A 25,175-nucleotide genomic window follows, 5' to 3' on the forward strand; every position below is an offset into this window, starting at 1 on the left:
GAATGAAATATGCGTCACGGTATCAGGCAGCGTAAGCTCGGTCGCAAGTCGGGTCACCGCACCGCCATGTTCCGCAACATGGCCGCCGCGCTGATCAAGCACGAACAGATCGTCACCACGGCCCCGAAGGCCAAGGAACTGCGGCCTTACGTCGAAAAGCTGATCACGCTGGCGAAGCGTGGCGGTCTTTCGAACCGTCGTCTCGCCATGAGCCGTCTGGGCGACGAAACGCAGCTCAAGAAGCTGTTCGATATTCTGGCCGAACGGTATTCCGATCGTGATGGCGGATACACGCGTGTCATCAAGGCCGGCATCCGCGCCAGCGACAGCGCGCCCATCGCCGTGATCGAATTCGTCGACCGCGACGAAGATGCGAAGGGCCAGGACAGCGGTCCGGTCATGACCGAAGAGGACGAATACGAAGACGCCTGATAGCGTCCGGAAGATTTAGATGAGGGCCGCCGGCAGTGCCGTGCGGCCCTTTTCGTTTGTGGAAAGCATCGCGGAACCTGTGAGACGGCGAACGGTTCATCGCTCCAAGGAGACAATCGATGCGTATCGCAATAGCAGCCACGAGTGCGCTCGCCCTGGCGCTTACGACGCCACTTCTCGCGCAAGGTAATGGCAACGGTAAAGGGAACGCCGCCGCTTCGCAAGGCGATCCCGGCAACGGCAAGGGCCGCAGCGCGGAGAACAAGCGGAACGAACGCCGGGGCCCGCCGGCAGATCGAGGCAATGGCAAGGGTGGGCCGAAGGGCAACGAACGGGGTGCATCCCGGTCAATCCAGCGCGGCAATGACGGTCGCGCTCCGGCAAATGTCCGCCAGCGGGTGGAGCGCGAAGTCGTCCGGCAGGTGGATGACCGTCAGCGTCCGCGCATCGAGCGCCGCGTCCGGCAAGTCGTCGACCGCATTGATGATCGCGACATCCGCCGGACGTTCACGCGCTATGATCGCGATTACCGGCCGGTCCGTAATTTCTGCCCTCCCGGCTTGGCGAAGAAGGGCAACGGTTGCCAGCCTCCTGGCCAGGCCCGCAAGCTCGCGAGCCAGCGTTTCGACGGCTATTATCGATCCGCCTATTCCCGTCTGTCCGGCGATGATTGGCGCTATTACGATGGTTACGCGTATCGCCCATCCGGCGGTGGCCTGATCGAATCGCTCATTCCGCTGGTCGGTGGAGTGCTGTTCTCCGGCAACAGGTGGCCGGATGCCTATGACGATTACCGGGCCCCATCCTACTATGGGGCTTATTATGGGCGCGGCTCGGACTACGATTATTATTACGCGGACCAGACGCTGTTCTCCGTCGATCCGGAGGATCGCGCAATCACCGGTATCGCGGCCCTTCTAACGGGAGACGACATCAACGTCGGCCAACCGTTGCCTGCGGGGTACGACGTTTACAATGTGCCCTATCGCTATCGCGACCGGTATCGCGACGGGCCGGACGCATATTACCGATACAGCGACGGGTACGTATACGAGGTCGATCCCGAGACACGCCTCGTCGCGGCAGCCATCGAATTGCTGACCTGAAGGGACGACGAATGAAGCCATACCTTGGAAGCGCGCTCGCTGCGTTGACACTTTCGCTCGCCGCCTGCGGATCGGCAGATGGCGACGCTTACGGCGAACCCGTCGCGAACACTGAACAGGCTGGCGATAGCGGGCTGTTCGCGACTGTTGGGAACATCGGCGAATTGTCGACGGCCCACGAACTCCTCCGGCAGGCCGGTCTCGACCAAACTTTCGGCGAAGATGCCGGATACACGCTGTTCCTGCCAAGCGACGAAGCATTCGCGCAGTTACCGGCCGAGGATCTCGCCAGGCTCGAGACGGAAGAGGGGCGACCTGAACTGATCGCCATCCTTCGTCGGCATATTGCGGTCGGTGCTATCGGGAAGGAAGATCTCGACAGCGCGCTCGAACGCGGTGACGGCTCGATCGAAATTGCCAGTGTGGCCGATACGCCGATCGCCATCCGTACCGATGGCGATGATGTCGTTCTCGGCTCGGGCGAAAATGCGCCGAGGCTGACGGGGGATGCAGAGGCCGCGACGGATGGCGTCGTTTATGTGATCGACGGGTTGATACCACCACAGGACTGATTGGCCGGGACAATCAGGATCGGCGGCGCTGCGGTTCGTCGCAGCCTCTTTCATTTCGCGGTCAAGCTGGCACAGACGACGGCATGACCCGCATCCATCTCGTCGCAATCGCGGCGCTCGCTCCCGTCTGTGTCCTGTCGGTGCCGGTGACCGCGCAGTCCGTATCGCAGGAGGAGCTGGACCAGCGATACGACCGGGCGCTTGCCGCAGGGTACAAGGCGCTGATGCTTTGCGGTGCGATGGCCAGTGCCGAGAGGTCCGGCACGGCTCGAACACCGGAGAGTGTGCAGGAGTGGGAACTGACCGGCATCTACCCTTCGCTCGATCCCATCGTGCGCGATCTGCCGTACGAGATCGTCCGGGTTCCTGTTTACGAGAAGGCGCCGCGCCTGTTGCCGCGCCTCCACCATGTGAGGGTGTCCTGGGCCGACGACATGCTGCCGCGCGTCGCGGTTCACCGGGCGGGGGAGGGCTGCTCCATCCTGCCGCCGGGTGCCGAAATGCCGGCGGTGGAAGCGGAGGATCCCGTCATTCCGCGGCCGCCGGAACCCCTCTTTCGCAATGTCGAGGCGGGAGCGGATGGGGTGGCCGCGCGGGCCTTCGGCAGCGATTACGGGGAGGGGACGCGCACCACCGCGGTCCTCGTCCGGCAGAACGGCGGCGTCATCGCCGAGCGCTATCGCGAAGGGTTCGACGCTAGGACGCCGCAGCGTACCTGGTCGGTCGCGAAAAGCATTGCCGCGACACTGGTCGGGGCCGCCGTGGAACGCGGTGACGCGGCGATGATCCTCGACCGCGATCATGCCGCTGTCCCGATGCTGATCCCCGTCATGCGCTGGTACGAAGGGGAGGACGATCCGCGCCAGCAGATCACGCTCGACAACCTGCTGCGCATGGCATCCGGCCGGTATTCCGATACGGCTGGCAATCGGACAGATCCGGTCTACTGGGGCGGGGCCAGCGTCGACGAGCGGGCGAGCAGCTGGCCGATCATCCACCAGCCCGGAACGGTGTTCCGCTACGCCAACAACGACACGCTGATGGCCGTGGAAGCGATTTCCCATACGTTTGCAGATCACCCGCCGGCCGAATTCTTCGCCCGGCTCGGCATGTTCGATACCGTGGCGGAAACCGACTGGCAGGGGAATTACGTCCTTTCCAGCCAGGTCTGGTCCACCGCGCGCGATCTTGCCGATCTCGGCCAGCTTTATCTTAACGACGGAATGTTGAACGGCGAACGGATCCTGCCCCAAGGCTGGCTGGAATACGTGTCCGCGCCCTCCGGCCCGCAGCCGCCGGGGGCCTATGGCTACGGAGCGGGATGGTGGCTCATGCGCGGGATGGACGGCATCCCGGACGATACGATCGCCGCGCGTGGCAATCGTGGGCAGTACGTGGTCGTGGTTCCGAGCCGCGATATCGTGATCGTTCGACGGGGCGAGGATCCCGCGGGCAAGGTCTTCGATCTCGAGCAGTTCACGCGCGACATGCTGGGATCCCTCTGATCCTTCGCATTCAGGAAAGCCACCTATTAAATTAACGGTGCCTGTCGGCGCGCTTCAGGATCGTCTCAGGCACCATGCCCTAGAACACTCCTTGAAACCGGGGCATTCCCGTTCCGGTTCTGATCAAGGAGCGTCCCATGAAGACCATTTCCAAAGCCCTTGCCGGAACCGTCGCCGCAGGTGCGATGGCCATGGCTTCCATCACTCCCGCCGTTGCGCGCGACCGGGACGACAAGATCGATGCAGGCGAGATCATCGCCGGAGCCGTGATCCTCGGCGGCATCGCGGCCATCCTTTCCAGCGGCAGCCGCGATCGCGACCGCTACGATCGCGATTACTACCGCGCCGACCGCAATCGCGGCAATCCGCGTGTCGCCATCGACCGCTGCGTACAGGCTGCCGAATCCACTGCGCGCCGGTATGGCGGCTATCGCTACGCCGACGTCACCGACATTCGCGATGTCGACCGCACCAATCGCGGCTGGCGCGTGAAGGGCCGGATCGCCGTCGACGGCGCCCGCGGCTATCGTGATCGCTACGACCGTCGCGGAGCCGACGACCGGGGTAATTTCACCTGCCGGATCGATCGCGGCCGGGTTGTCGACGTCAACTTCGGTGGCATCCGTGGCCTTCGGTAAGGCACACGCAGCCATCTGATCTGAAAGGGCGGTTCAGACTGGTGACAGTCCGGACCGCCCAGTTGTTCGACCGTTCTTACAGGGGAAGTGCCATGAATCGATTTGCCAGAATTGCCGCGATGCCCCTTCTTGCAGGCGCTATGACGGTTGCTGCCGCACCGGTTTCGGCCGCCGAACTGCCCAGGCCCACTGCCATGTCCTTCGCGGATCATGTGCTACCCGGCACTGCGACCGGCGATTTCGACAACGCGCAGTATCGTCGCAATCGCTATCGTCGCCACCGTGACGACGGCGTCGACGCAGGCGACGTGCTCGCGGGCGTTCTGGTCCTTGGCGGAATTCTCGCGATCGCCGATGCGGTCTACGGTGACGACGACGATCGCCAGCCGGTTCGATACGAACGACAGGACTCGATCGAGTCCGCCGTGGCCAATTGCCGGTACGAGGCCGGTGACGGTGCGAGGGTCGAGAACGTCCGCCGCGACGGTTCCGGCTGGACGGCCGAAGGTGTCTTCGCCGGTGGAGAAGCGTTCTTCTGCCGCACCGATGCGGACGGACGCGTCGTGGAAATCGACTATGCCGATGGATACGGCTCCTACGGCCAGTCGGGTCAGGTCGGCGGTTATGGGGACCCGACCTATGGCGACACCGCATATGAAGATCGGCAGTATGACGATGCGACATACTACGAAGCGCGTCGGCGGCTGGGCAATGCGCCCGTCCAGGACGGTTACGCAGCCGGGCCCTATCCCGGCGGTCCGGTTTCCGACGAGGACGATTACTACTACGCGGAAGAAGACCCCTATCGGGACTACTGATCGGGGGCGGGTCTGCCGCGATCGCGGTAGATGGGCAGGGCGAGGCTGAAGCGAATGGCGCAACTGCGCAGTGTCAGCCCCGCCAGTGTTGCCGCCGCCCATACCGGTTCGCGCGGCAGGTCGGTGGCATAGCCGATGACGCACAGGCTGGCGGAAAGGGCCGCCGCCGTCACGTAGAGTTCCGGGCGCATGATGATCGACGGCCGCCCGGCCACCACATCGCGGATGATTCCGCCAACGCACCCCGTGACGACACCCATCATCATCGCCGGGATCGGCGGCAGTCCGTATTCGAGAGCCTTGGCGGAGCCCAGTACCGCGTAGGCGGTCAGCCCGATGCCGTCCGCATAGTCGAGCAGCTTGCCTTCCCACCAGCGGGTCGGGGTAAACCAGGTCAGCAGGGCCATGCCCAGGCACACCGCCGCCACCCAGGGATCGGTGATCCAGAAGACCGGAGCGTCGATCAACAGGTCGCGGATGGTGCCGCCGCCGACGCCGGTCACGAGCGCGAAGAACGCCATCGTGACGAAGGTCTGCTTTTCCTTCGCAGCGAGCAACGCTCCAGATAGAGCGAAGATCGCGACGCCGATAAGATCGAGCGTATCGAGAACCGGGGTAAAGATGTCAGGCTCGACCGGCATGGCTGGCAATCCTTCTCGTCAGTCCTCTGGGCACGCGCTTGCGCATATGACATTGGGTTCGGGCCTACCTGGCGCGGGGTTCATCGACTGGGGCGTGTGTCACCCGCAGCCAATTCAGCACGAACTTTCGGCCGGGAGTTATTCGTTCGCGAAGATGCGCGCGTCGTCGGCGAAAGCCTTCATCTCGATCGCATTGCCGCTCGGATCGCGGAAGAACATCGTCGCCTGCTCGCCGACCTGGCCTTCGAACCGGATATGGGGTTCGATCACGAATTCGGTTTCGGCTTGGACCAGCCTTTCGGCCAGTTCCTTCCACTGCTCCATCGTCAGGACGATCCCGAAATGGGGTATCGGCACATCGTGGTCGTCGACCGGATTACTGCCGGTCGCGCCCTTGGCGACCACGCCCGGCATCTGGTGCGCCACGATCTGGTGGCCGTAGAAGTCGAAATCCACCCAATCCTGCGAAGACCGGCCTTCCGGGCAGCCCATGACGTCGCCCCAGAACTCCCGGGCGGAGATCAGGTCGTGGACGGGAAAGGCGAGATGGAACGGGCGCAGCGTCATGGCGGTCACATGTGGATCGGCTTGCCCTGAACCGCCATCGCCGCCTCCTTGATCGCTTCGGAATGCGTCGGGTGGGCGTGGCAGGTATAGGCGATGTCCTCGCTCGTCGTGCCGAATTCCATCGCCTGCGCGGCCTGTGCGATCATCGTGCCCGCAACGCTCGCGATCGCCCAGACGCCCAGCACGCGGTCGGTTTCCGCTTCCGCGATCACCTTCACGAACCCGTCGGGCTCGTGGTTGGTCTTGGCCCGGCTGTTCGCGGCCATGGGGAACTTGCCCACCTTGATCGCCGCCTTGTCGCCGCCCATCTTCTCGATCGCCTGTTCGGTCGTCAGGCCGACCCCGGCGATTTCCGGCCAGGTGTAGACTACGCTCGGGATGAGTGCGTGGTTCACGATGCCGGTCTGGCCGGCAATGTTCTCCGCGACCGCGATGCCTTCATCTTCGGCCTTGTGCGCCAGCATCGGGCCGGGGATCACGTCTCCGATCGCCCAGACGCTGTCGACCGAGGTGCGGAAATCGTGGTCGGTCTCGATCTGTCCGCGCTCGTTCGGTTCGAGTCCGATGGCCTCCAGGCCAAGGCCTTCGGTGTTCGGCTTGCGGCCGATGGACACGAGCACGCAGTCGACATCCATCGTCTCCGCGTCGCCGCCCTTGGACGGTTCCATCGTGAGCGTGGCGGTCTTGCCCTTGACCTCGACGCCGGTGACCTTGGTCCCCAGCTTGAAGTCGATACCCTGCTTCTTGAAAATCTTGCGCGATTCCTTGCGCACGTCGCCGTCCATGCCCGGAAGGATCTCGTCGAGGAATTCGACGCAGGTCACTTCGGCGCCCAAGCGGCGCCACACGCTGCCCAGTTCCAGCCCGATGACGCCGCCGCCGATGACGACCATCTTCTTCGGGACTGCCGGCAGCTCGAGCGCGCCGGTGCTGTCGACGACCACGTGGTTGTCGTTGTCGATCTCGATACCGGGCAGGGGCGTCACCGAGGATCCCGTCGCGATCACGATATCCTTCGCGGTAACCGTCTCGTCGCCGACCTTGACCGTATGCGCGTCCTGGAACGTCGCGCGGCCTTTCTTCCAGTCGACCTTGTTCTTCTTGAACAGGAACTCGATGCCCTTGGTCAGCCCGTCGACCGCGTCGCGCCGCTGCGCGTGCATCTGATCGAGGTTCAGCTTGGGAGAGACGTCGATGCCCATGTCCTTCATCGCGCCGTTGGCGGCGGCATCGAAGTACTCGCTCGCATGGAGCAGCGCCTTGGACGGAATGCAGCCCACGTTGAGGCAGGTTCCGCCCAGCGTGTCGCGGCTTTCCGCACAGGCCGTCTTCAGGCCCAGCTGCGCCGCGCGGATCGCGGCGACATATCCGCCGGGTCCGGCACCTATGACGAGGACGTCGTAATCGTATTCGGCCATTATTTGCTCACCGCTTCATTCATGCATTCACTCATCATCGGAAGAACATCCTCTTCCGACAGGTTGGCTTTCTCCATGCCGGAATACTCCTCGCCGATCCTGTCGGAGACACAGGTGCAGATTCGATCGGCGATCGCGGCCGGCACGCCCTGTTGCTCGCTAGTGGTCTTGCAGGAGGAAAGGAATTCGGTGTCGAAGGCGTCATCGGCCGCCCGGTCGGTCTCGCTGGCCGGACCGCCGCAGGCGCTCAGTGCGAGTCCGAGCGCGGCGATGGTCGCTAGACGCCAGGTGACTGGTCGATGGCTCGGCATCATTCCGGGCTCTCCTGATCCGCCGTGGAGGGGGAGGGGTCGGTGCTGTCGGCACATGCGTTGACGATCCCTTCGATATTCTCGCGGCTGATGTCGTCGACGGTCAGCTCGCTGTCTTCGAGGAAAGCATCGGCGCTACACTGGCAGACCTCGGAAATACGGTCGGCGACGATTCCGGCGCTTTCCGCGACGCCTTCGCACTGGGTGGTCACGGCGTTGCGCACTTCGCCTTCGACCGCGTCCCCTGCAATTTGGGTCGCGGCGTCGCATCCGACTAGGGCCAGCGTCGCCAGCGAAACCAGGGCGAGCGATCTAAAATGCATCTGCCGTTTCCTCTTTCGTCCGGTCACAGGTCGATCAGCATCCGGGTGGGATCCTCGATCGCCTCCTTGATGATTTTCAGCGCCGTCACCGCCTCGCGCCCGTCGATCAGGCGGTGGTCGTAGGAAAGGGCAATGTACATCATCGGGCGGATCACGATCTCGCCATTGACGACCACCGCGCGGTCCTCGATCCGGTGGAGGCCCAGCACCGCGCTCTGGGGCGGGTTGATGATCGGCGTCGACATGAGCGATCCGAACACGCCGCCATTGGAGATCGTGAAGGTGCCGCCCTTCATGTCTTCCATCGTCAGCGAACCGTCGCGCGCGCGCGATCCGAAATCGGCGATGTCCTTCTCGATCTGCGCGAAACCCTTCTTGTCGGCGTCGCGGATGACCGGGACGACGAGGCCGTTGGGCGCGCTGACCGCCACGGAAATGTCGACGAAGTCGTGATAGACGATCTCGTCGCCCTCGATATAGGCGTTCGCGGCGGGCACGTCCTTCAGCGCGAGGCAGGCAGCCTTGGCGAAGAAGCCCATGAAGCCGAGCTTGATGTCGTGCTTCTTGGCGAAGAGGTCCTTGTACTTCTCGCGCGCCTCGATGACCGCGCTCATGTCGCAGTCGTTGAAGGTCGTGAGCAACGCCGCTTCTTCCTGCGCGCCCTTCAGGCGCTTGGCGATAGTCTGGCGCATGCGCGTCATCTTCACGCGCTCGGTCCGCCGCTCACCCGAGGATGAACCTTCGACCTGCTGCGCCTGCGCCGGGGCGGCGTCGGCCACGCTGCCGCTGTCCTTCTTCGCCCTGGCGGCTTTCTCGACGTCTTCCTTGGTCAGGCGGCCGTCCTTGCCGGTGCCCTTGATCGTCGAGGGATCGACACCGTGTTCGAGCACGGCGCGCCGCACGGCCGGGCTCAGCGTCTGCGTGCCGTCCGATGCCTTGGCGTCGCTGCTCGACGGCGCCTGCTGGCCGGCTTCGGCGGGCTCGTTCTTGCCCTCTTCCTTCCGCTGCGTGTCGCGATTGGCTTCCTCGCCCTTCGTTGCCGGCGCGGCGCCTTCCTCGACCAGAGCGAGCACCGCACCGACCTCGACCGTGTCACCGACCTCGGCCTTCAGTTCCTGGATCACGCCGGCAACGGGCGAGGGCACGTCGACCGCGACCTTGTCGGTCTCGAGACTGGCGATCGGTTCGTCCGCCGCCACGGCATCGCCGGGCTGCTTCAGCCATTCCCCGATCGTGCCTTCGGTGACCGATTCACCCAGGGCAGGAACCTTGATTTCCGTGGCCATTCTCGTTTCGTCCTCAACAGCTTCTCGTAACGCGCGCATTGCGCATGATTTCTTCCGCGCCGGACAGGCCGAGCGCGATGCTGACCAGCCCGTCCTGCTGGACCTTGTGGCGCGGCGCATAGCCCGTGGCGGGCGAGGCGGCGACTTCGCGCCCGGCATAGCACGGGCGCATCCCTTCGTGACCCGCTTCGGTCAGCGCGTCCTCGATCAGATTGTCGACGAAGAACCAGGCGCCGTTGTTCTTGGGCTCTTCCTGGCACCAGACGACCTGCTTGAGATTGGTCATCCGCTTCAGGCGCACCGTCAGCGGTTCTCCGGGGAAGGGATAGAGCTGCTCGAGCCGGACGATGGAAACGTCGTCCAGGCCTTCCTCGTCGCGCTTCTCCATGAGGTCGTAGGCGACCTTGCCGCTGCACAGGACGAGGCGGCGGACCTTCTCGTCCGGGATTTCCGTCAGGTCGGACTTGATCCGCATGAAGTGGTGCTCGCCCATGAACTCGGCCGCCGTGCTCTTCGCCATCGGATGGCGCAGCAACGACTTGGGCGTCATGATGACCAGCGGCTTGCGGAAATTGCGCAGCATCTGGCGGCGCAGCACGTGGAAATAGTTGGCCGGCGTCGTGATGTTGCAGACCTGGATGTTGTCGTTCGCGCACAGTTGCAGGAACCGTTCCAGGCGGGCGGAACTGTGTTCCGGACCCTGACCCTCGTAGCCATGCGGCAGCAGCATCACGAGGCCGTTGGCGCGCAGCCATTTCGCCTCGCCGCTGGCGATGAACTGGTCGATCATGATCTGCGCGCCGTTGGCGAAGTCACCGAACTGCGCTTCCCACAGCACCAGTGTCTTGGGATCGGCCATCGCGAAGCCGTATTCGAAGCCGAGCACGCCGTATTCGGACAGCGGGCTGTCATAGACCTCGAACTTGCCGTGCGGCAGCGTGGTCAGCGGGATGTACTTGTCCTCGTCCTGCTGGTCGTGCCAGACGGCGTGGCGCTGGCTGAAGGTGCCGCGGCCGCTGTCCTGCCCGGACAGGCGCACGCCGAACCCTTCGGTGACGAGGCTGCCGAAGGCGAGGGCTTCCGCCGTCGCCCAGTCGAAGCCTTCGCCGCCTTCGAACATCTTGCGCTTGGCATCGAGCACGCGGCCCAGCGTTTTGTGGATGGTCACGTTATCGGGAACGGTCGTCAGCGTCCGGCCCAGGCTGTCGAACAGCTTGCGCTCGATCGCCGTTTCCACGTTGCGCCGCGCGTTCTCCGAATCCGCAGGACGATGCAGGCCGGCCCAGCGACCGCCGAACCAGTCGGCTTCGTTCGCCTTGTAGCTCTTGGCTGCCTCGAATTCCTCTTCCAGCCTTCCGACGAAGTCCGAGATCAGGGTGTCGTGGTATCCTTGTTCGATCGTGCCTTCATCCAGCAGTCGCCTGGAATAGATCTCACTGACCTTGGGATGCTTGCGGATCGCGTCGTACATGTGCGGCTGGGTGAACTTGGGCTCGTCGCCCTCGTTGTGGCCGAACCGGCGGTAGCACCACATGTCGATCACGATGTCCCGGCCGAACTTCTGGCGGTACTCGACCGCCAGCTTGCAGGCGAAGGTCACCGCTTCCGGATCGTCGCCGTTGACGTGCAGGATGGGGGCCTGGACGCCCTTCGCCACGTCGCTGGGATAGGGGCTGGACCGCGCGAACTTGGGGCTGGTGGTGAACCCGATCTGGTTGTTGATCACGAAATGGATGCAACCGCCGGTGCTGTAACCGGGGACGCCCATCAGGCCGAAGCATTCCCAGACCACGCCCTGTCCGGCGAAGGCCGCATCGCCGTGGATCAGCACGGGCAGGACCTGCTCGTGCTTCTTCAGGTCGTCGCGGATCGCCTGCTGCGCGCGCGCCTTGCCCAGGACGACCGGATCGACCGCTTCCAAATGGCTGGGGTTGGGGACGAGGCTCATATGCACCTCGATCCCGTCGAATTCACGATCGGTGCTGGTGCCGAGATGGTATTTCACGTCGCCCGATCCGCCGACATCGTCGGGGTTCGAGCTTCCACCGGAAAATTCGTGGAAGATCACCTTGTACGGCTTGCCCATGACGTTCGCGAGGACGTTCAGACGTCCGCGGTGCGCCATGCCGTAGATGATCTCGCGCACGCCATCCTGGCCGCCATATTTGATGACGGCTTCCAGCGCGGGGATCATGCTTTCGCCGCCGTCGAGGCCGAAGCGCTTGGTGCCGACGTATTTCTTGCCGAGGAAGTTCTCGTATTCCTCGCCGCGCACGACCGCGGCCAGGATCGCCTTCTTGCCTTCGGGGGTGAACTGGATGGTGTCTTCCGGGCTCTCGAACTTGTCCTGCAGGAACCGGCGTTCCTCGGTGTCCGAGATATGCATGTATTCGAGGCCGACCTTGCCGCAGTAGTCCGCGCGCAGCTTGGCCAGCAGGTCGCCCAGCCGTACCCATTCGAAGCCGAGCACGCCTCCGACGAAGACTTCCTTGTCTTCCTGCCCTTCGAACCCGTGCCATTCCAGCGTCAGGTCTTCGGGGAAATTGCGCTCCGCAAGTCCCAGCGGATCGAGGTCGGCGGCGAGGTGACCGCGCACGCGGTAAAGGCGGACCAGCAGCATGGCGCGGATCGCATCGGACGCGGCTTCCTCGATCGCGGCCGGATCGCTCGGCTTGCCAGCCTTGGCCGCGGCCTTCGCCACCGCGACTTTCATCGCCGTGGGATCGAGCGCCTGCGTCCATTCGCTTTCCGCGTCCGGCCCGGTCTGCGGCCAGCGCGGATTGCCCCAGCTGGGGCCCGGCTGGGGACCGTCCTGGTCCGTCATCGCGGGAAGGAATTGCTGCTGTTCTTTACCCATGGTCACCTCTTGGTGAAGGAGCGCGCGAGAGTTACGCGAGTTCCTTCAGCATGGCATCGAGAGTGGTGCCAAGTTCGCTTGGGCTGGGGGAAACGCGGATGCCCGCATCTTCCATCGCCGCGATCTTGTCGTCCGCACCGCCCTTGCCGCCGGAAACGATGGCGCCCGCATGGCCCATCCGGCGACCCGGAGGGGCCGTGCGTCCGGCAATGAAGCCGACCACCGGCTTGCGCCGGCCGAGCGAGGCCTGTTCCTTCAGGAACTCGGCCGCTTCCTCTTCCGCGCTGCCGCCGATTTCGCCGATCATGACGATCGACTTCGTCTCGTCGTCGTCGAGGAACAGGTCGAGCACGTCGATGAAGTTGGTGCCGTTGACCGGATCGCCGCCGATGCCGACCGCCGTGGTCTGGCCGAGGCCGACCTGCGTGGTCTGGTGGACGGCTTCATAGGTCAGGGTGCCCGAACGGCTGACGATGCCGACCGACCCCTTCTGGAAGATGGAGCCGGGCATGATGCCGATCTTGCACTCGCCGGGCGTCAGGACGCCGGGGCAGTTGGGGCCGATCAGGCGGCTGGCCGAACCGGTGAGCGCGGCCTTCACGCGCACCATGTCCAGCACCGGGATGCCTTCGGTGATGCAAACGATCAGTTCCATCTCGGCATCGATCGCCTCGCAGATCGCGTCCGCGGCGAAGGGCGGCGGCACGTAGATGCACGATGCGGTTGCGCCGGTCTCGGCCTTGGCTTCCTTCACCGTATTGAAGTTGGGCAGGCCGATATGCGTGGTGCCACCTTTACCCGGCGTCACGCCCGCAACCATCTGCGTCCCGTAATCGAGCGCCTGCTGCGTGTGGAAGGTACCGGTATCGCCGGTCATCCCTTGCGTGATGACCTTGGTGTCTTTGTTTACGAGGATGGACATCTAATTCTCCGATTTGGCGGCTCGAGATCGCCGTAGAAGGCGAATGGCCGCAACAATTACTGTTAATACGCCGATCCAAAATATGACCAGATTGACGCCGAAGCCCGCATAACCATCGATACCGACCGCGTGATACACTAAACGGGAAACGGGGGTCGTGGCGAAGACGATTAACACAAGACCTATTATGAGGCCTTTGCTCACGCCAGCGAGCTATCCAGCCCCTTGCACGCCTCGAGCAGCTCCTCGACCGCGTCCGTGCTGACCTTGAGGTTGTTCTTTTCCTCGTCCGAGAGCTCGATCTCGATCACTTCCTCCGTGCCACCAGCGCCAATCACGGTCGGGACGCCGACATACAGGCCGTCGAGGGCATACTTGCCTTCGACATAGCTGGCGCAGGGCAGGATGCGCTTCTGGTCGCCCAGATAGGCCTCGGCCATGCTGATCGCGCTGGTGGCGGGGGCGTAATAGGCCGAGCCGTTGCCGAGCAGGGCGACGATCTCGCCGCCACCTTTGCGGGTGCGGTCCACGATCTCGTCGATGCGGCTGGCGGACACGCCCTTGATCTTGGCGTAGTCGTTGACCGGGATGCCGTTGATCGTGGTGTAGCTGGTGACGGGCACCATCGTGTCGCCGTGGCCGCCGAGGACGAAGGCATTCACGTCCTTCACCGAGCAGCCGAATTCCCAGGCGAGGAAGGTCGCGAAGCGTGCGCTGTCGAGCACGCCCGCCATGCCGACCACGCGATTGTGCGGGAGGCCGGAAAATTCGCGCAGCGCCCAGACCATCGCATCGAGCGGGTTGGTGATGCAGATCACGAATGCGTCGGGGCAGTTGTTCTTGATGCCTTCGCCGACCGCCTTCATCACCTTCAGGTTGATGCCGAGCAGGTCGTCGCGGCTCATGCCGGGCTTGCGCGGCACGCCTGCGGTCACGATCACCACGTCCGCGCCGGCGATGTCGGCGTAATCGTTGGTACCGGTAATCTTCGCGTCGAAGCCTTCGATCGGGCCGCACTGGCTGAGGTCGAGCGCCTTGCCCTGCGGCATGCCTTCGGCGATGTCGAACAGGACGATGTCGCCCATTTCCTTCTTCGCTGCGAGATGGGCGAGGGTGCCGCCGATCATGCCGGCGCCGATAAGGGCGATCTTCTTGCGTCCTGCGGATGCCGCGGAGTTCTGGGCCATGAGTGCTGGTAGTCCTTTGGATCGCGCGGGACCTGGGCCTGAACCCGGCGTGCGCCCGCGTCCCGCGAGGAAGCCGCACCCGGTACGAATGCGCGCGACCTAGGCCCGCCGGACGTGCTTTGCAACACCCGAGCCGCAGGAAACGCGACATATTGCTGCAAATGCAATGCGTTTGCAATAGGCGCCCGATATCGGCGCTATTCCAACGACGCGACAGCCCCCGTGCCGGTTCCCGTATGGATGAGGTTGGTCAGGACTAGCCGGTCACCGTATACGGCGCACCGTCGTCCTCCTCGCGCTCGCGGGCGAGGAGCATCGAGGCCAGGTGGTCCGGCACCGCACGGCTGAAATAGAAGCCTTGGCCGAGCGTACAGCCCGCCGCGCGCACGGCCTGCACCTGCTCCACCGTCTCGAGACCCTCCGCCACGATCTCCATGTCGAGCCGCGATCCCATCTCCGCAACTGCGCGGATGATCGCATCCGACTTCTCCCCCGCATTGGGCCCGGAGACGAAGCTGCGGTCCACCTTGATCTTGCGGAAGGGGTACTTGTGGAAGTGCCCGAGCGAGGAATAGCCGATCCCGAAATCGTCCAGCGCGAACCGTACGCCGTGGCGCGACAGCTCGCGGATGAAGAAGTCGGTCTCCTCGTGATCGTCCATGAACAGGCTCTCGGTGACTTCCAGTTCCAGCCGGGACGGGGCGATGCCCGCCTCGCGAATGGCGTTGAGCACGCCGAGCGTCGCCCCCGGAGCCCTGATCTGCATGGGCGAGAGGTTGACCGCGAGCGTCACGTCCTCCGGCCACTTGGCCGCCGTACGCGCCGCGCGCGACGTGACCCAGTTGCCGAGCGTGACCAGGACGCCGGTCTCCTCCGCCACCGGGATGAACTCCTCCGGGAGCAGTTCGCCTTTTTCCGGATGGAACCAGCGCACAAGCGCTTCGAACGTCCGGATGCGGCCGCTGGCAAGGTCGACGATCGGCTGGAAGAAAATCGACAGCTGGTCGTTCTGGATCGCGGTTCGCAGTTCCGCCTCGATCTCACGCCGCCTGACGAGGTTGCGGCTCATTGATGGCAGGTAAAAGCAGGTCTGCTTGCGACCATTCACCTTCGCATCGTAGAGCGCGAGGTCGGCATTCTTGAGCAGCGTGTCCGCATTGTCGCCGTCCTCGCCGCGCAGAGTCACGCCGATCGACACCCCGACTTCGAGACAGTCGCCGTCGATCCGCATCGGCCGCATGATCTCGGCATGGATTTCGCTGGCCAGGCATTCGCTGCCGAGCCGGTCCTCAATCGGGGTGGCGACGATGAATTCGTCCCCGCCGAAGCGCACGACGAGCGCGTCCGGACCGACCAGCGCGCGCAGGCGATCGGCCACTTCGGCCAGGACGCCGTCACCGGTCGGATGGCCGAGCAGGTCGTTCACTTCCTTGAAGCGGTCGAGATCGAGCCAGAGCAGGGCCAGGCAATCGCCTTCGCCGAGCCGTCCCAGCATTTCGGGCAAGTCCTCGTCGAGGGCCGTGCGATTGGCGAGCCCCGTGACCGGGTCCTTCCTCGCCAGTTCCCGCATTTCGGTCGCCATCGCAGCGCTGGTCTCGGCGGCGGAGATGGAGTCGCGCAGCGTCCGGAAGATGTTCATCGTGACCGATGCCATCGCCGGAAGCATCAGCAGGAGGTTGAAGGCGAGCAGGACGTAGGCGAGGCCGCCCACCGCGAGCGCCGCGACCATGATCGGCACGATGACGAGGCTGAGTTGCCCCAGTGCGATGACCGGGCGCCCCGCATTGCTGGTGCATATTCCGACCCCGAACAGCAGCGCGTTCGCCACCACCAGCAGCTGGATCCCGCCATGCAGTTCCAGCCAGACGGTCAGGGCCGCTGTCACGCCCAGCGCCGTTGCGTAGGAAAAGGCGCCGGCCTCGTATGCCAGTTCCAGCCGCGAAATCGACCCCGTGCGCTCGCTCGGCTTGATGACGAGATTGGACGCGACCCGGAGCACCGCGATCGTCGTGATCACGGCGAGCGCCGCATACAAGGCGGGTTCGCGGCTGAGAAAGGCGGCGGCAGCCGTGGCGAAAACGCCGTTGACCGCGCCCACTGCCAGCGTGCCCTTCTGCGAGAAGAGGGAAAGGACGAGCTGCTTGCGCGCGCGTCCGCTGTGCGGATCGCTCGGCGCGATATCGCGGGCATTGGCGCGCACGCGTTGCCAGAACGTCTTTGTCCCCATCACCGGGGTCTTACGGTCCAAGGGTCACCGACCGGTTAAGGAGGCAATTACCGAAAATGCTTACGCTGACGGGGCGGAACCCGTCAGCCGTTCCGGCGGATAGGAACGGAAAGGCTGTCGGCAAGCCGTCCGTCGAGCACGCTGCAGATCGCGTGCCAGTGCTCGTAGCGTGCGCGATCGCCCGCGATCAGGGCGTTTTCGGCTTCCTTGTGCGCATTGTCCGCCGCGTTGAGCCCGTGCCGGGCGAAATGGCGCAGCGCTTCCGCAAAGCACGGATCGGTGAGGCGCGGTTCGCCATTGTCGTTGCTGGCGCGCTGGCGCAGCCGACGGGCGAGCACCTTGGCGACCGCGGACTTGCGTGGTCCGCGCGCGGGGGCGAAATGCACCGACATAGAATTTGACCCGATTTCTGTTCTTGTTGGAGGCGTCCCTACGTCCGCTGCCACTAACCCTGCCTCTAAATTCAGGGTTATGGGACGCTTAACCCCGCTATTGTCCGGGCTGCCTGATCCAGCGCCCGCTATTGGCGTATTCGGGCTTTACGCCGTTGTCGGAAGGCACGTCTTCCGCCTGGAACTGGGCGTCGCCGCCTCGCGCCTCGACTTGCGGGGTATAGACGGGCGGGGGCGCCACGGGACGTCCTGTGGAAGGAACACCTGTGGTCCCGGCCGGCAGTCCTGTGCGCGCAGCTTCTGTCTGTGCGCGGGCCTGCGCTTCCTCGAATGCCCGGGCGAGAGCCAGCGGATCGGCCGGATCGTTTTCCGGCAGGTTCGCGACGCGCGGCTTGGGCGCGTTGGCAGGTTCCACCCCAGCATAGCGCGAACTGAAGGCCCCTGCCGTCCCGGCGCTGCCTTTCCAGCGATAGAACCGGTGCGCGCCGATCGTGCCAATGTGGTCGAGGCTCGGCGCCCAATAGGGGTAGATCCATACCGTGTGATAATGCGTGGCGAGACCCACCGGGCGGTACACCATGCCGTTCAGCGCATCTCTGGCGACCATCCGCGCCCGCGCCATCCCGGCGACACTGGGCACTCGGCGCATGGAGCCGTCGCAGGTGAAGCTGAACTGGCAGCCCGTCGTGCGCTCCGACCCCTGGAAGACGACGCCGCAAACGCTGTTGGGGTAGCTGGGATGCGCGACCCGGTTGAGCACGACCTGCGCGACGGCACGCTGGCCGCCGATCGCTTCCGACGCAGCCTCGTAATAGACGGCCTTGGCAAGGCAGTCGATCGCGCGTCCCTGGCTGAGACTGCTCCCGGACAGGGAAAAGGCGCGCGCTGCTGCACCGACGCGGCTGGCGGCCAGTTCTTCCGCCTGGTCGAGGCTGCCGGTTCCGGAAATGTCGAAGATCGCCAGGTCGGAGCCGGGCATGTCCGCGACGACCTGGGGCGTGTCTTCCATGTAGTAGAAAGCCGATCCCGGGAAACTGAAGCCCGCCTTTTCGAACGGCATCGGCTTCACGCCGGGCGCGTCCGCTGTTGCGATATCGTCCGAGAAGCCGGCCCATTCGCCCGGTGCGGCCATGGCCGGAACTGCCACCGCCGCGACCAGCGCGAGCAGGCGGCGCCAGCCCTGACGCTTGCGAATCTGGCGCTGCTGCGCGCGTGTGGGGGCTGGCTGGTTCATTGCGAAGGATCCGCCGCCATGCATAGCGATGCAGGCCCTTAACGGCGACGGCGGCGGCATAGCGCGTCCTATACCGGCACAGGTCGCGGATGGCGGTGAACAACCGTCCCTAACGCGCGGTAAATGCAGGGCTTGCGGTGTCGCCGGCGCCGCCGTATTGGCGCGCCCAGCGTTTCAGGTTGTCCGGGAAACCGGACCGAAGAGGGAAAGCGGTGAGGGGACGTCCCCGAACCCGCTGCTGCCCCCGCAACTGTGACCGGCGAGCGCGCCTTCGATGGCCCACTGCCCCGACTGCAAAGGATGGGCGGGAAGGGGGAGGCGCAGCGGCGACCCGGGAGCCAGGAGACCTGCCGGGAACGCGTCGTTCAGCCTCGGGCGGGGTGTACCGCAGGCAACGGATGCAAGGCACGCCGCGGTGGCGTCGTCTTCCGTCATGAGCGGCTCAATCGCTTGCGATGGAGGAATCATGCGTCACGTCCTTTTCGGTTTTTGCAGTACCCTTGCGTTCACGGTCCCTGCCCACGCCCAGGTCGAGCCTTCGACCCGCGAACAGGTCCCCGACGACACGCCGGTCGATCCGGTCGTCGTGTCCGACGATTTCTCCGAATTCGCGACCGATCCCGACACGATCACAATCACGGTCACCGGTACGCCGATCGAGGTCGAGGACACGGGGCAACCGGTCACGATCATCGGTCGCGACGAGATCGAGTCCGTCCAGGGCCCTGACATCGCCCGTATCCTGCGGCGTGCGCCGGGCGTGACGGTCACGGGCAGCGGCGGTCTCGGCAGCCTGACCAGCGTCCGCGTCCGCGGTGGGGAGAACGACCAGTTACTGGTCCTGGTCGACGGCATCGAGGTCAACGATCCGGCTTCGACCTCGGGCGGTTTCGATTTCGGCAATCTCGTTCCCGGAACCATCCAGTCGGTGGACCTGTTGCGCGGTTCCAATTCCACCGTCTGGGGCAGCGATGCGATCGCCGGGGTCATGGCGATCACGACGCGCGCGGCGACCGGACTCGAAGCGAGCGCGGAATACGGCGCACGCGACACCGTCTACGCACAGGCGTCCGGCGGTGTCGAAAGCGATGCCGGGTTTATCGGTATCGCAGGCAGCTACCTGACCACGGGCGGCGTTTCCGCTGCCGCTTCGGGCACCGAGCCCGACGGGTTCGAACAATATGCAATTACCGGGCGCGGTCGCCTCTATCTCGGGCGGACCGCCTCGCTGTTCGCTTCGGGCCGCTATGCCGAGGGCGATCTCGAACTCGACGGGTTTCCGCCGCCCGACTTCACGCTCGCCGACACCGGCGCCACGCAGGAGACGCGGCAGTATTCGGGCAATGTCGGCGTGCAGAACGATGCCGGGCCGCTTTTCGTGAAGGCCGCCTATTCCTTCGCCGATACCGAGCGCGTGAATTTCGATCCCGGGACCGGTCCGGGACCGTCCTTTACCTCCGACGGCCACCAGGACCGGATCGAGGCGCGCGGCGAATGGCGCCCGATCGGTCCGTTGCTGGTCAATTTCGGCGGCGAGTACGAGTGGAGCGCGTTCAGCAGCGATAGCAGCGACCGGGTGACCACCAGCATCGGCGGCGTCTACGGACAGCTCGGGATCGAGTTCGGTCCGCTCTCGGGCCGCGCCGGCCTTCGTTACGACGATCATCAGGATTTCGGCGGTACAGCCAGCTTCGGTGCGGATTTCAGCTACGCGCTCGCGGACAATCTGCGGCTGCGCGCCAGCGTCGGCGAGGGCTTCAAGGCACCGTCGCTTTTCCAGCTTAATTCCGATTTCGGCAATCCGGCGCTGGACCCCGCGCAGAGCACCAGCTTCGACCTCGGCCTCGCCTATGGGGACCGTTCGCAGGATGGCTATGCCGGTCTGACGCTGTTCCGCCGGGACACCGAGAACCTGATCGATTTCGCGAGCTGCTTCAGCGATCCCGATCCTCTGTGCGATGATGGCCGCTTCGGCTATTACATCAATGTCGGCGAAACGCGGGCGCAGGGCTTCGAGATCGAGGCGGGCAAGCGTCTCGGCGATCGCCTGATGATGCGGCTCGCCTACAGTTACGTCGAAGCCGAAGACCGCACGCCCGGCGGCGCGAACGAGGGCAACCGGCTGGCGCGGCGCCCCGATCATGCCCTGACGGCCTCGGTCGACTGGACCGGTCCCGCCGATCTGACGCTGGGCGGCGACGTAAGGCTCGTCGGCGACAGTTTCGACAATATCGGAAACACCACGGCACTCGACGGCTACGTATTGACCGACCTCCGGGCCAGCTGGCCGCTGGCGGAGCAGATCGAACTGTTCGGCCGGATCGAGAACCTGTTCGATGTCGATTACACGGTCGCGGCCGGATACGGCACCCCGGGCAGATCGGCTTATATCGGGGCGCGGCTGCGCCTGTGAGGGCGCTCGTGCCGGCGCTGCTGCTGCTGGCGGGGTGCGGTCAGGCCGGTTCCGCGCCGTCGGCGACGCTGGCTGAGCGGCCTGCCGACCGCCCTACGATCGTGAGCCTTAACCCCTGCACCGACGCAATGCTGGCGGAAATCGCCGGGCCGCAGCAGGTCCTCGCGCTCTCGCATTACAGCCGGGATCCGGCCGCGCGTTCGATGCCGGCAAACTTGGCGCGTCGGTATGGGGTGACGGGCGGAACGGTCGAAGAGGTCCTCGCGCTCGATCCGGACGTCGTCGTGGCGGGTGCGTTCCTCGCGCCTTCCGCGAGGGCGGCTTTTGCCGATTTCGGTATTCGCGTCGAAACCTTCGGCATCGCCTCGTCGGTCGAGCAGAGTCTCGGGCAAATCGAGAGGCTGGGCGATATCGCGGGCAACCAGGCTGCGGCCCGTCGATCCACGGGGCGCGTGGAGCGGGCGGTCGCTCAGCTCAAGGACGGTGCCGGCACCAATGCCGTGTCCACCGTTCTCTGGCAGTCGGGCGGGATCGTGCCGGGTGAAGCGACCCTGGTGAGCGATCTTTTGCGGCGCGGCGGCTTTGCCAGCCATTCACAGGCCCTCGGACTGGGGCAGGCGGACTTCCTGCCGCTGGAGCGCGTGCTGTCCGATCCGCCGGACCTTTTGCTGGTTGCCGGTGCGGAACGCGCGCAGCATCATCCCGCGCTGGCCGAAGTAGCGAACCTTCGCGTCGAGACGATCGATCCGGCTCTGCTGTTCTGCGGCGGGCCCACGATCGCACGGCTGGCCGCGCGGCTGCAGGACTTGCAGCAATGAAGCGGGCCTCGCTGATCTTCGGCCTCGGTATCCTGTTCGCGCTGCCGCTTTCGCTGCTGGCAGGGCGCGTCTGGGTCGATCCCGCCACCACACCCAATGCCGTTCTCATCCTTGCCGAACTGCGCCTGCCGCGCAGCCTGCTGGCAGTCGTGGTCGGGGCGGGGCTGGGTGCGGCTGGTGCAGCGATGCAGGGATATTTGCGCAATCCCCTGGCCGATCCGGGCCTGTTCGGAATTGCGCCCGGTGCCGCGCTCGGCGCGGTGGCCAGCTTCTGGTTCGGATACCAGGCCGCACCTTTCGCATTGCCGTTGATGGCGCTGGCGGGCGCAGGGGGCGCGATGGCGTTGCTGGCCCTCATTGCAGGACGCGCGGGCGGCATCGCGCTGTTCACTCTTGCCGGGCTGATGGTTGCAAGCCTCGCGGGCACGCTTACCAGCCTGGCCATAAGCCTCGCGCCCAACGCCTTTGCCATGAGCGAGATCGTGACCTGGCTGCTCGGCGCGCTGACCGATCGCAGCTGGCGCGAGGTCTGGATCGCCGCGCCGCTGACACTGGCCGGCATCGGTCTGCTGTTCGGTGCCGGGCGGGATCTCGATGCCCTGACACTGGGTGATGCGGCGGCCCGGTCGCTCGGTGTGGATAGCCGCAAGCTGCTGGCACTGCTGATCGGCGGCGTGGGGCTGACGGTGGGAAGCGGCGTCGCCGTGGCCGGCATCATCGGATTTGTCGGCCTGATCGTTCCGCACCTCGTCAGGCCGCTGACGGACCGCCGTCCGTCGCAGCTCATCCTGCCGAGCGCGCTTGCCGGCGGCCTGCTGGTGCTGGTGGCCGATTGCGTGGTTCGCATTCTCCCGCTCGTCACCGAATTGCGGCTCGGTATCGCCCTCAGCCTGATCGGCGCGCCGTTCTTCCTCTGGCTGCTGCTGAAGATGCGGCGCGGCGGATCGGTGGGCTTCGCATGACCGGGGCGGAACTCGGCACGCAGGGGGTCTCGATCCCGGGACGTTTGACCGATGTTTCGGTCATGCTGGAAGCCGGCTCGGTCACTGCGATCTGCGGTCCGAACGGGGCGGGCAAGTCGACCCTGTTGTCGGTGCTGGCAGGGCTCAACGATCCGGCATCCGGACGTGCCATGCTTGGCGAGACACCGCTGTCTGCGCTCGACCCGCGGCAACGGGCCCAGCGGATCGGTTTCCTGCCACAGGAGCCGGACATTGCCTGGGACCTGGCGGTTCGAAATCTGGTTTCTCTGGGCCGCCTGCCGCATCGCGATCGGGCGACCGGCTTGGTGGACAACGCGCTCGCCGCGCTCGACCTGGTCGGTTTTGCGGACAGACCGGTGTCCACGCTCTCGGGCGGCGAGCGGGCAAGGGTGCTGCTCGCGCGCGTGCTCGCGGGCGAACCGGAATGGATCCTCGCCGACGAACCCCTCGCCGCGCTCGATCTCGCGCACCAGGCGCAACTTGTCGGCCATCTGAAGGCCGTGGCCCGCAAGGGCGCGGGGGTCGTGATCGTCTTGCACGATCTGGCCCTGGCCCGGAACCATGCCGACAGGGTCATCCTGCTGTCGGAAGGCCGCATCCATTCGGAGGGCGAGCCTGCCACAAGCCTTTCGCCTGCCGGGATCGCCGAGGTCTTCGGAGTAGAGGGCGAGTGGCTGGGCGAAGAAGGCCGGCTGGCATTTTCCCCTGTCCTACACACGGAGCGCCTGCCTAGAACATAGGAAGAACATCGCAACGGGCGATTATCGCTTTCCATGAAAGGGCCAGGCCATGCCGACATTCGACCGGACATATTTTTTCGCGACTGCGAGGGGGGCGCTGTTCGGCGGACGCTTGCGGCAGGAGCAGGTGGAGGGGTGCAACGCCATCCTGGACAGGTGGGAAAGCGACTATCCGGACGCGGACCGGCGCTGGCTTGCCTACCTGCTGGGCACCGCCTTCCATGAAACCGCGCAACGCATGGCACCCATTCACGAATTCGGCAGTTCGGCCTATTTCGAGCGGCGCTACGGTCGGGGAACGCGGGTCGGCCGGGAGTTGGGCAATGCCTGCATCGGCGACGGCGCGCGCTTTCACGGGCGTGGTTTCGTCCAGCTTACCGGGCGGCGAAACTATGCCGACTGGTCGAGGCGCCTTTCGATCGACCTGCTGGGCGAGCCCGATCTGGCGCTGGAGCCGGGGATTGCGGCGCGCATACTCGTCGAGGGCTCGGTGCGCGGGACGTTTACCGGCCGGTGTCTCGGCGATTATTTCAACGAGGAACGGGATGACTGGCACCACGCGCGCCGGGTCATCAACGGTTTGGACCGGGCGGCCCACATCGCCGGACTGGGTCGGCGCTTCCTGACGGCGCTGGGCGGGAGTGGGACTGTCGCCTGATGCATCGCGACCCTACCTGAGCAGGATGGATCGCTCCCAACTCGTCGACCGCTGGTTTGCACTGACGCGCGGGACCATGCCCGGCGTCGCCGCCGGGAAGGGCTGGCCGGTCCGGCTCGATCACTGCTTCCAGCGTATATTGCTCGACAATGCCGTCGGCGGCCCTTGGCGCGAGCATGTAGCCGCGCCGGCCTATCGCAATGCGTCCGATGCCGTACTGCGCGAGGCGATCCGGCTGGGCGAAGCGGCGATCGCGGGCGAACTGGATCTGGCGGATCTCAATCGCCGATCACTCGTGTGGCGGGGGAAGGCATAGAGCCGCAATCTGGGCCGAACTTGCCAAATGTGAGGAAGCCGTCTTTGTAGAACGTCGAAAAGACGGGGGTACACACATGTTTGCAACGGCGTTGATGGCCGGTTTTCTCATTCAGGCTTCGGGTAATGCGGAGGGTGCGGCACAGGCGGCACCCGTTCCACCATGCGAATACAAGAACCGGATGAATTTCTCGATCGGCGATGGGGTCGGCGGGGCGGTTCATGCGCGGCGGGTCCGCTTCGGCGATGCGCCGGGTCTCGCGACGGAACTGCGCATGACCATCGAGGCGCCGATCGTGAACGCGCATTCCGACCGGGCGGAAGGGGTGGTGAAGGTCACGCTCGGCCTCGCGCAAGGCAGCCTGCCGCCGCAAGACGGCGCCGGGGCACGCGCGCCGGGCCTCCAGTGGATCCATGTAAAGTCGCGCCAGCTCCAAGGGACCGATCCCGACCACCCGGCCTACAAACGCAAGCCCAAGCCCTTCATGCGCTGGAGCGTGGGGGACAAGGTCGTCGACGGGGCGGGCTTCCTGTCCGATGGCGGGGCGCTGGTGCTCCTCGAACCGACAGAGACTGCCGATCTTTTCGGCGCGGGCGACTGGACCTTCGAGACGGCAGAAGGGTTCGAAAGCCCGTGGGCGGATTACCGGATCCCCGCGGCGTTCATGGCCGGGATCATCAAGGACATGAACAACATCATGGCCGCGGTCGAAAAGGCGCAGGAAAACGGCGATTGCACCGTCGGAACCGCTTTCGGCGAAATGCCGCGCGGCGATATTTTCTACTAGTGACGGAAAGGAGCGCCGGATCGC

The 25,175-nt window shown here is 65.2% G+C and carries 25 protein-coding genes and 1 riboswitch; of the genes, 13 read left to right on the top strand and 12 right to left on the bottom strand.

Translation table 11 applies throughout. The features are described 5' to 3' along the window. The first annotated feature begins 9 nt into the window (after nt 1-9). From rplQ to AB1K63_RS01705, 6 genes are all read left to right on the top strand, one after another. On the top strand, nt 10-432 hold the full coding sequence (rplQ, locus tag AB1K63_RS01680; RefSeq protein ID WP_366958172.1) for a 50S ribosomal protein L17: 423 nt from the start codon (nt 10-12) through the stop codon (nt 430-432). A 119-nt stretch (nt 433-551) separates the two neighbouring features. Then, the gene (locus AB1K63_RS01685) at nt 552-1,538 is read left to right on the top strand and encodes a hypothetical protein (RefSeq protein ID WP_366958173.1); all 987 of its coding nucleotides are present in this window, start codon (nt 552-554) and stop codon (nt 1,536-1,538) included. Nucleotides 1,539-1,549: 11 nt separating this feature from the next. Further along, complete coding sequence (locus AB1K63_RS01690; RefSeq protein WP_366958174.1) at nt 1,550-2,110, top strand: fasciclin domain-containing protein; 561 nt, start codon at nt 1,550-1,552, stop codon at nt 2,108-2,110. Nucleotides 2,111-2,193: 83 nt separating this feature from the next. Beyond that, a complete protein-coding gene (locus AB1K63_RS01695) occupies nt 2,194-3,615 on the top strand; it encodes a serine hydrolase (RefSeq protein ID WP_366958175.1) in 1,422 nt (473 codons plus the stop codon). Nucleotides 3,616-3,752: 137 nt separating this feature from the next. Beyond that, on the top strand, nt 3,753-4,253 hold the full coding sequence (locus AB1K63_RS01700) for a hypothetical protein (RefSeq protein ID WP_366958176.1): 501 nt from the start codon (nt 3,753-3,755) through the stop codon (nt 4,251-4,253). A gap of 140 nt (nt 4,254-4,393) precedes the next feature. Beyond that, nucleotides 4,394-5,071, top strand: a complete 678-nt coding sequence (locus AB1K63_RS01705; protein ID WP_366958178.1) for a hypothetical protein — start codon at nt 4,394-4,396, stop codon at nt 5,069-5,071. On the opposite strand, the gene AB1K63_RS01710 is transcribed toward AB1K63_RS01705, so the two are convergent. The 12 genes from AB1K63_RS01710 to AB1K63_RS01765 all read right to left on the bottom strand — a co-directional run bounded on the left by AB1K63_RS01710 (nt 5,065) and on the right by AB1K63_RS01765 (nt 18,436). Then, nucleotides 5,065-5,712 (bottom strand): trimeric intracellular cation channel family protein, encoded by a 648-nt coding sequence (locus AB1K63_RS01710; RefSeq protein WP_366958179.1) that lies wholly within the window; start codon nt 5,710-5,712, stop codon nt 5,065-5,067. The genes AB1K63_RS01705 and AB1K63_RS01710 overlap by 7 nt on opposite strands. Nucleotides 5,713-5,850: 138 nt before the next feature. Then, a complete protein-coding gene (locus AB1K63_RS01715) occupies nt 5,851-6,279 on the bottom strand; it encodes a VOC family protein (protein WP_366958180.1) in 429 nt (142 codons plus the stop codon). A 5-nt stretch (nt 6,280-6,284) separates the two neighbouring features. Beyond that, a complete protein-coding gene (lpdA, locus tag AB1K63_RS01720; protein WP_366958181.1) occupies nt 6,285-7,697 on the bottom strand; it encodes a dihydrolipoyl dehydrogenase in 1,413 nt (470 codons plus the stop codon). After that, nucleotides 7,697-8,011, bottom strand: coding sequence for a hypothetical protein (locus tag AB1K63_RS01725; RefSeq protein ID WP_366958183.1), 315 nt, complete (start codon nt 8,009-8,011; stop codon nt 7,697-7,699). The genes lpdA and AB1K63_RS01725 overlap by 1 nt, the downstream gene beginning before the upstream one ends. Beyond that, complete coding sequence (locus tag AB1K63_RS01730) at nt 8,008-8,331, bottom strand: hypothetical protein (protein ID WP_366958184.1); 324 nt, start codon at nt 8,329-8,331, stop codon at nt 8,008-8,010. The genes AB1K63_RS01725 and AB1K63_RS01730 overlap by 4 nt, the downstream gene beginning before the upstream one ends. A gap of 23 nt (nt 8,332-8,354) precedes the next feature. Continuing rightward, nucleotides 8,355-9,617 carry a 2-oxoglutarate dehydrogenase complex dihydrolipoyllysine-residue succinyltransferase gene (gene odhB / locus AB1K63_RS01735; protein WP_366958185.1) on the bottom strand — a complete coding sequence of 421 codons (1,263 nt, stop codon included), beginning with the start codon at nt 9,615-9,617 and terminating at the stop codon, nt 8,355-8,357. Nucleotides 9,618-9,630: 13 nt separating this feature from the next. Then, on the bottom strand, nt 9,631-12,474 hold the full coding sequence (locus tag AB1K63_RS01740; protein WP_366958186.1) for a 2-oxoglutarate dehydrogenase E1 component: 2,844 nt from the start codon (nt 12,472-12,474) through the stop codon (nt 9,631-9,633). Nucleotides 12,475-12,505: 31 nt separating this feature from the next. Continuing rightward, nucleotides 12,506-13,396 (bottom strand): succinate--CoA ligase subunit alpha, encoded by an 891-nt coding sequence (gene sucD / locus AB1K63_RS01745; protein WP_366958187.1) that lies wholly within the window; start codon nt 13,394-13,396, stop codon nt 12,506-12,508. 200 nt (nt 13,397-13,596) lie between these two features. After that, nucleotides 13,597-14,583, bottom strand: coding sequence for a malate dehydrogenase (gene mdh, locus AB1K63_RS01750; protein WP_366958189.1), 987 nt, complete (start codon nt 14,581-14,583; stop codon nt 13,597-13,599). Nucleotides 14,584-14,839: 256 nt separating this feature from the next. Next, nucleotides 14,840-16,831 carry an EAL domain-containing protein gene (locus AB1K63_RS01755; RefSeq protein ID WP_366958190.1) on the bottom strand — a complete coding sequence of 664 codons (1,992 nt, stop codon included), beginning with the start codon at nt 16,829-16,831 and terminating at the stop codon, nt 14,840-14,842. Nucleotides 16,832-16,893: 62 nt separating this feature from the next. After that, entirely contained in the window at nt 16,894-17,196 is a 303-nt protein-coding gene (locus AB1K63_RS01760; RefSeq protein WP_366958191.1) for a hypothetical protein, read from the bottom strand. 103 nt (nt 17,197-17,299) lie between these two features. Beyond that, entirely contained in the window at nt 17,300-18,436 is a 1,137-nt protein-coding gene (locus tag AB1K63_RS01765) for a cell wall hydrolase (protein ID WP_366958192.1), read from the bottom strand. Nucleotides 18,437-18,595: 159 nt separating this feature from the next. Beyond that, nucleotides 18,596-18,806: riboswitch (cobalamin riboswitch) on the top strand. 96 nt (nt 18,807-18,902) lie between these two features. Here AB1K63_RS01765 and AB1K63_RS01770 point away from each other — a divergent pair. The 7 genes from AB1K63_RS01770 to AB1K63_RS01800 all read left to right on the top strand — a co-directional run bounded on the left by AB1K63_RS01770 (nt 18,903) and on the right by AB1K63_RS01800 (nt 25,151). Continuing rightward, nucleotides 18,903-20,849, top strand: coding sequence for a TonB-dependent receptor (locus tag AB1K63_RS01770; RefSeq protein WP_366958193.1), 1,947 nt, complete (start codon nt 18,903-18,905; stop codon nt 20,847-20,849). Continuing rightward, complete coding sequence (locus AB1K63_RS01775; RefSeq protein WP_366958194.1) at nt 20,846-21,667, top strand: ABC transporter substrate-binding protein; 822 nt, start codon at nt 20,846-20,848, stop codon at nt 21,665-21,667. The genes AB1K63_RS01770 and AB1K63_RS01775 overlap by 4 nt, the downstream gene beginning before the upstream one ends. Beyond that, a complete protein-coding gene (locus AB1K63_RS01780; RefSeq protein ID WP_366958196.1) occupies nt 21,664-22,629 on the top strand; it encodes an iron ABC transporter permease in 966 nt (321 codons plus the stop codon). The genes AB1K63_RS01775 and AB1K63_RS01780 overlap by 4 nt, the downstream gene beginning before the upstream one ends. Beyond that, nucleotides 22,626-23,390: an ABC transporter ATP-binding protein gene (locus AB1K63_RS01785; RefSeq protein ID WP_366958198.1), complete on the top strand. Its 765-nt coding sequence runs from the start codon at nt 22,626-22,628 to the stop codon at nt 23,388-23,390. Before AB1K63_RS01780 ends, AB1K63_RS01785 begins: the two co-directional genes overlap by 4 nt. Nucleotides 23,391-23,439: 49 nt before the next feature. Beyond that, on the top strand, nt 23,440-24,048 hold the full coding sequence (locus tag AB1K63_RS01790) for a glycoside hydrolase family 19 protein (RefSeq protein ID WP_366958199.1): 609 nt from the start codon (nt 23,440-23,442) through the stop codon (nt 24,046-24,048). A 25-nt stretch (nt 24,049-24,073) separates the two neighbouring features. Beyond that, nucleotides 24,074-24,364, top strand: a complete 291-nt coding sequence (locus tag AB1K63_RS01795; RefSeq protein ID WP_366958200.1) for a GCN5-related N-acetyltransferase — start codon at nt 24,074-24,076, stop codon at nt 24,362-24,364. A gap of 94 nt (nt 24,365-24,458) precedes the next feature. After that, nucleotides 24,459-25,151 (top strand): hypothetical protein, encoded by a 693-nt coding sequence (locus AB1K63_RS01800; protein ID WP_366958201.1) that lies wholly within the window; start codon nt 24,459-24,461, stop codon nt 25,149-25,151. The last annotated feature ends 24 nt before the right edge of the window (nt 25,152-25,175 follow it).

Origin of the sequence: Qipengyuania sp. JC766 (genome assembly GCF_040717445.1) — a bacterium.
In the GTDB taxonomy this organism is placed as follows: domain Bacteria; phylum Pseudomonadota; class Alphaproteobacteria; order Sphingomonadales; family Sphingomonadaceae; genus JC766.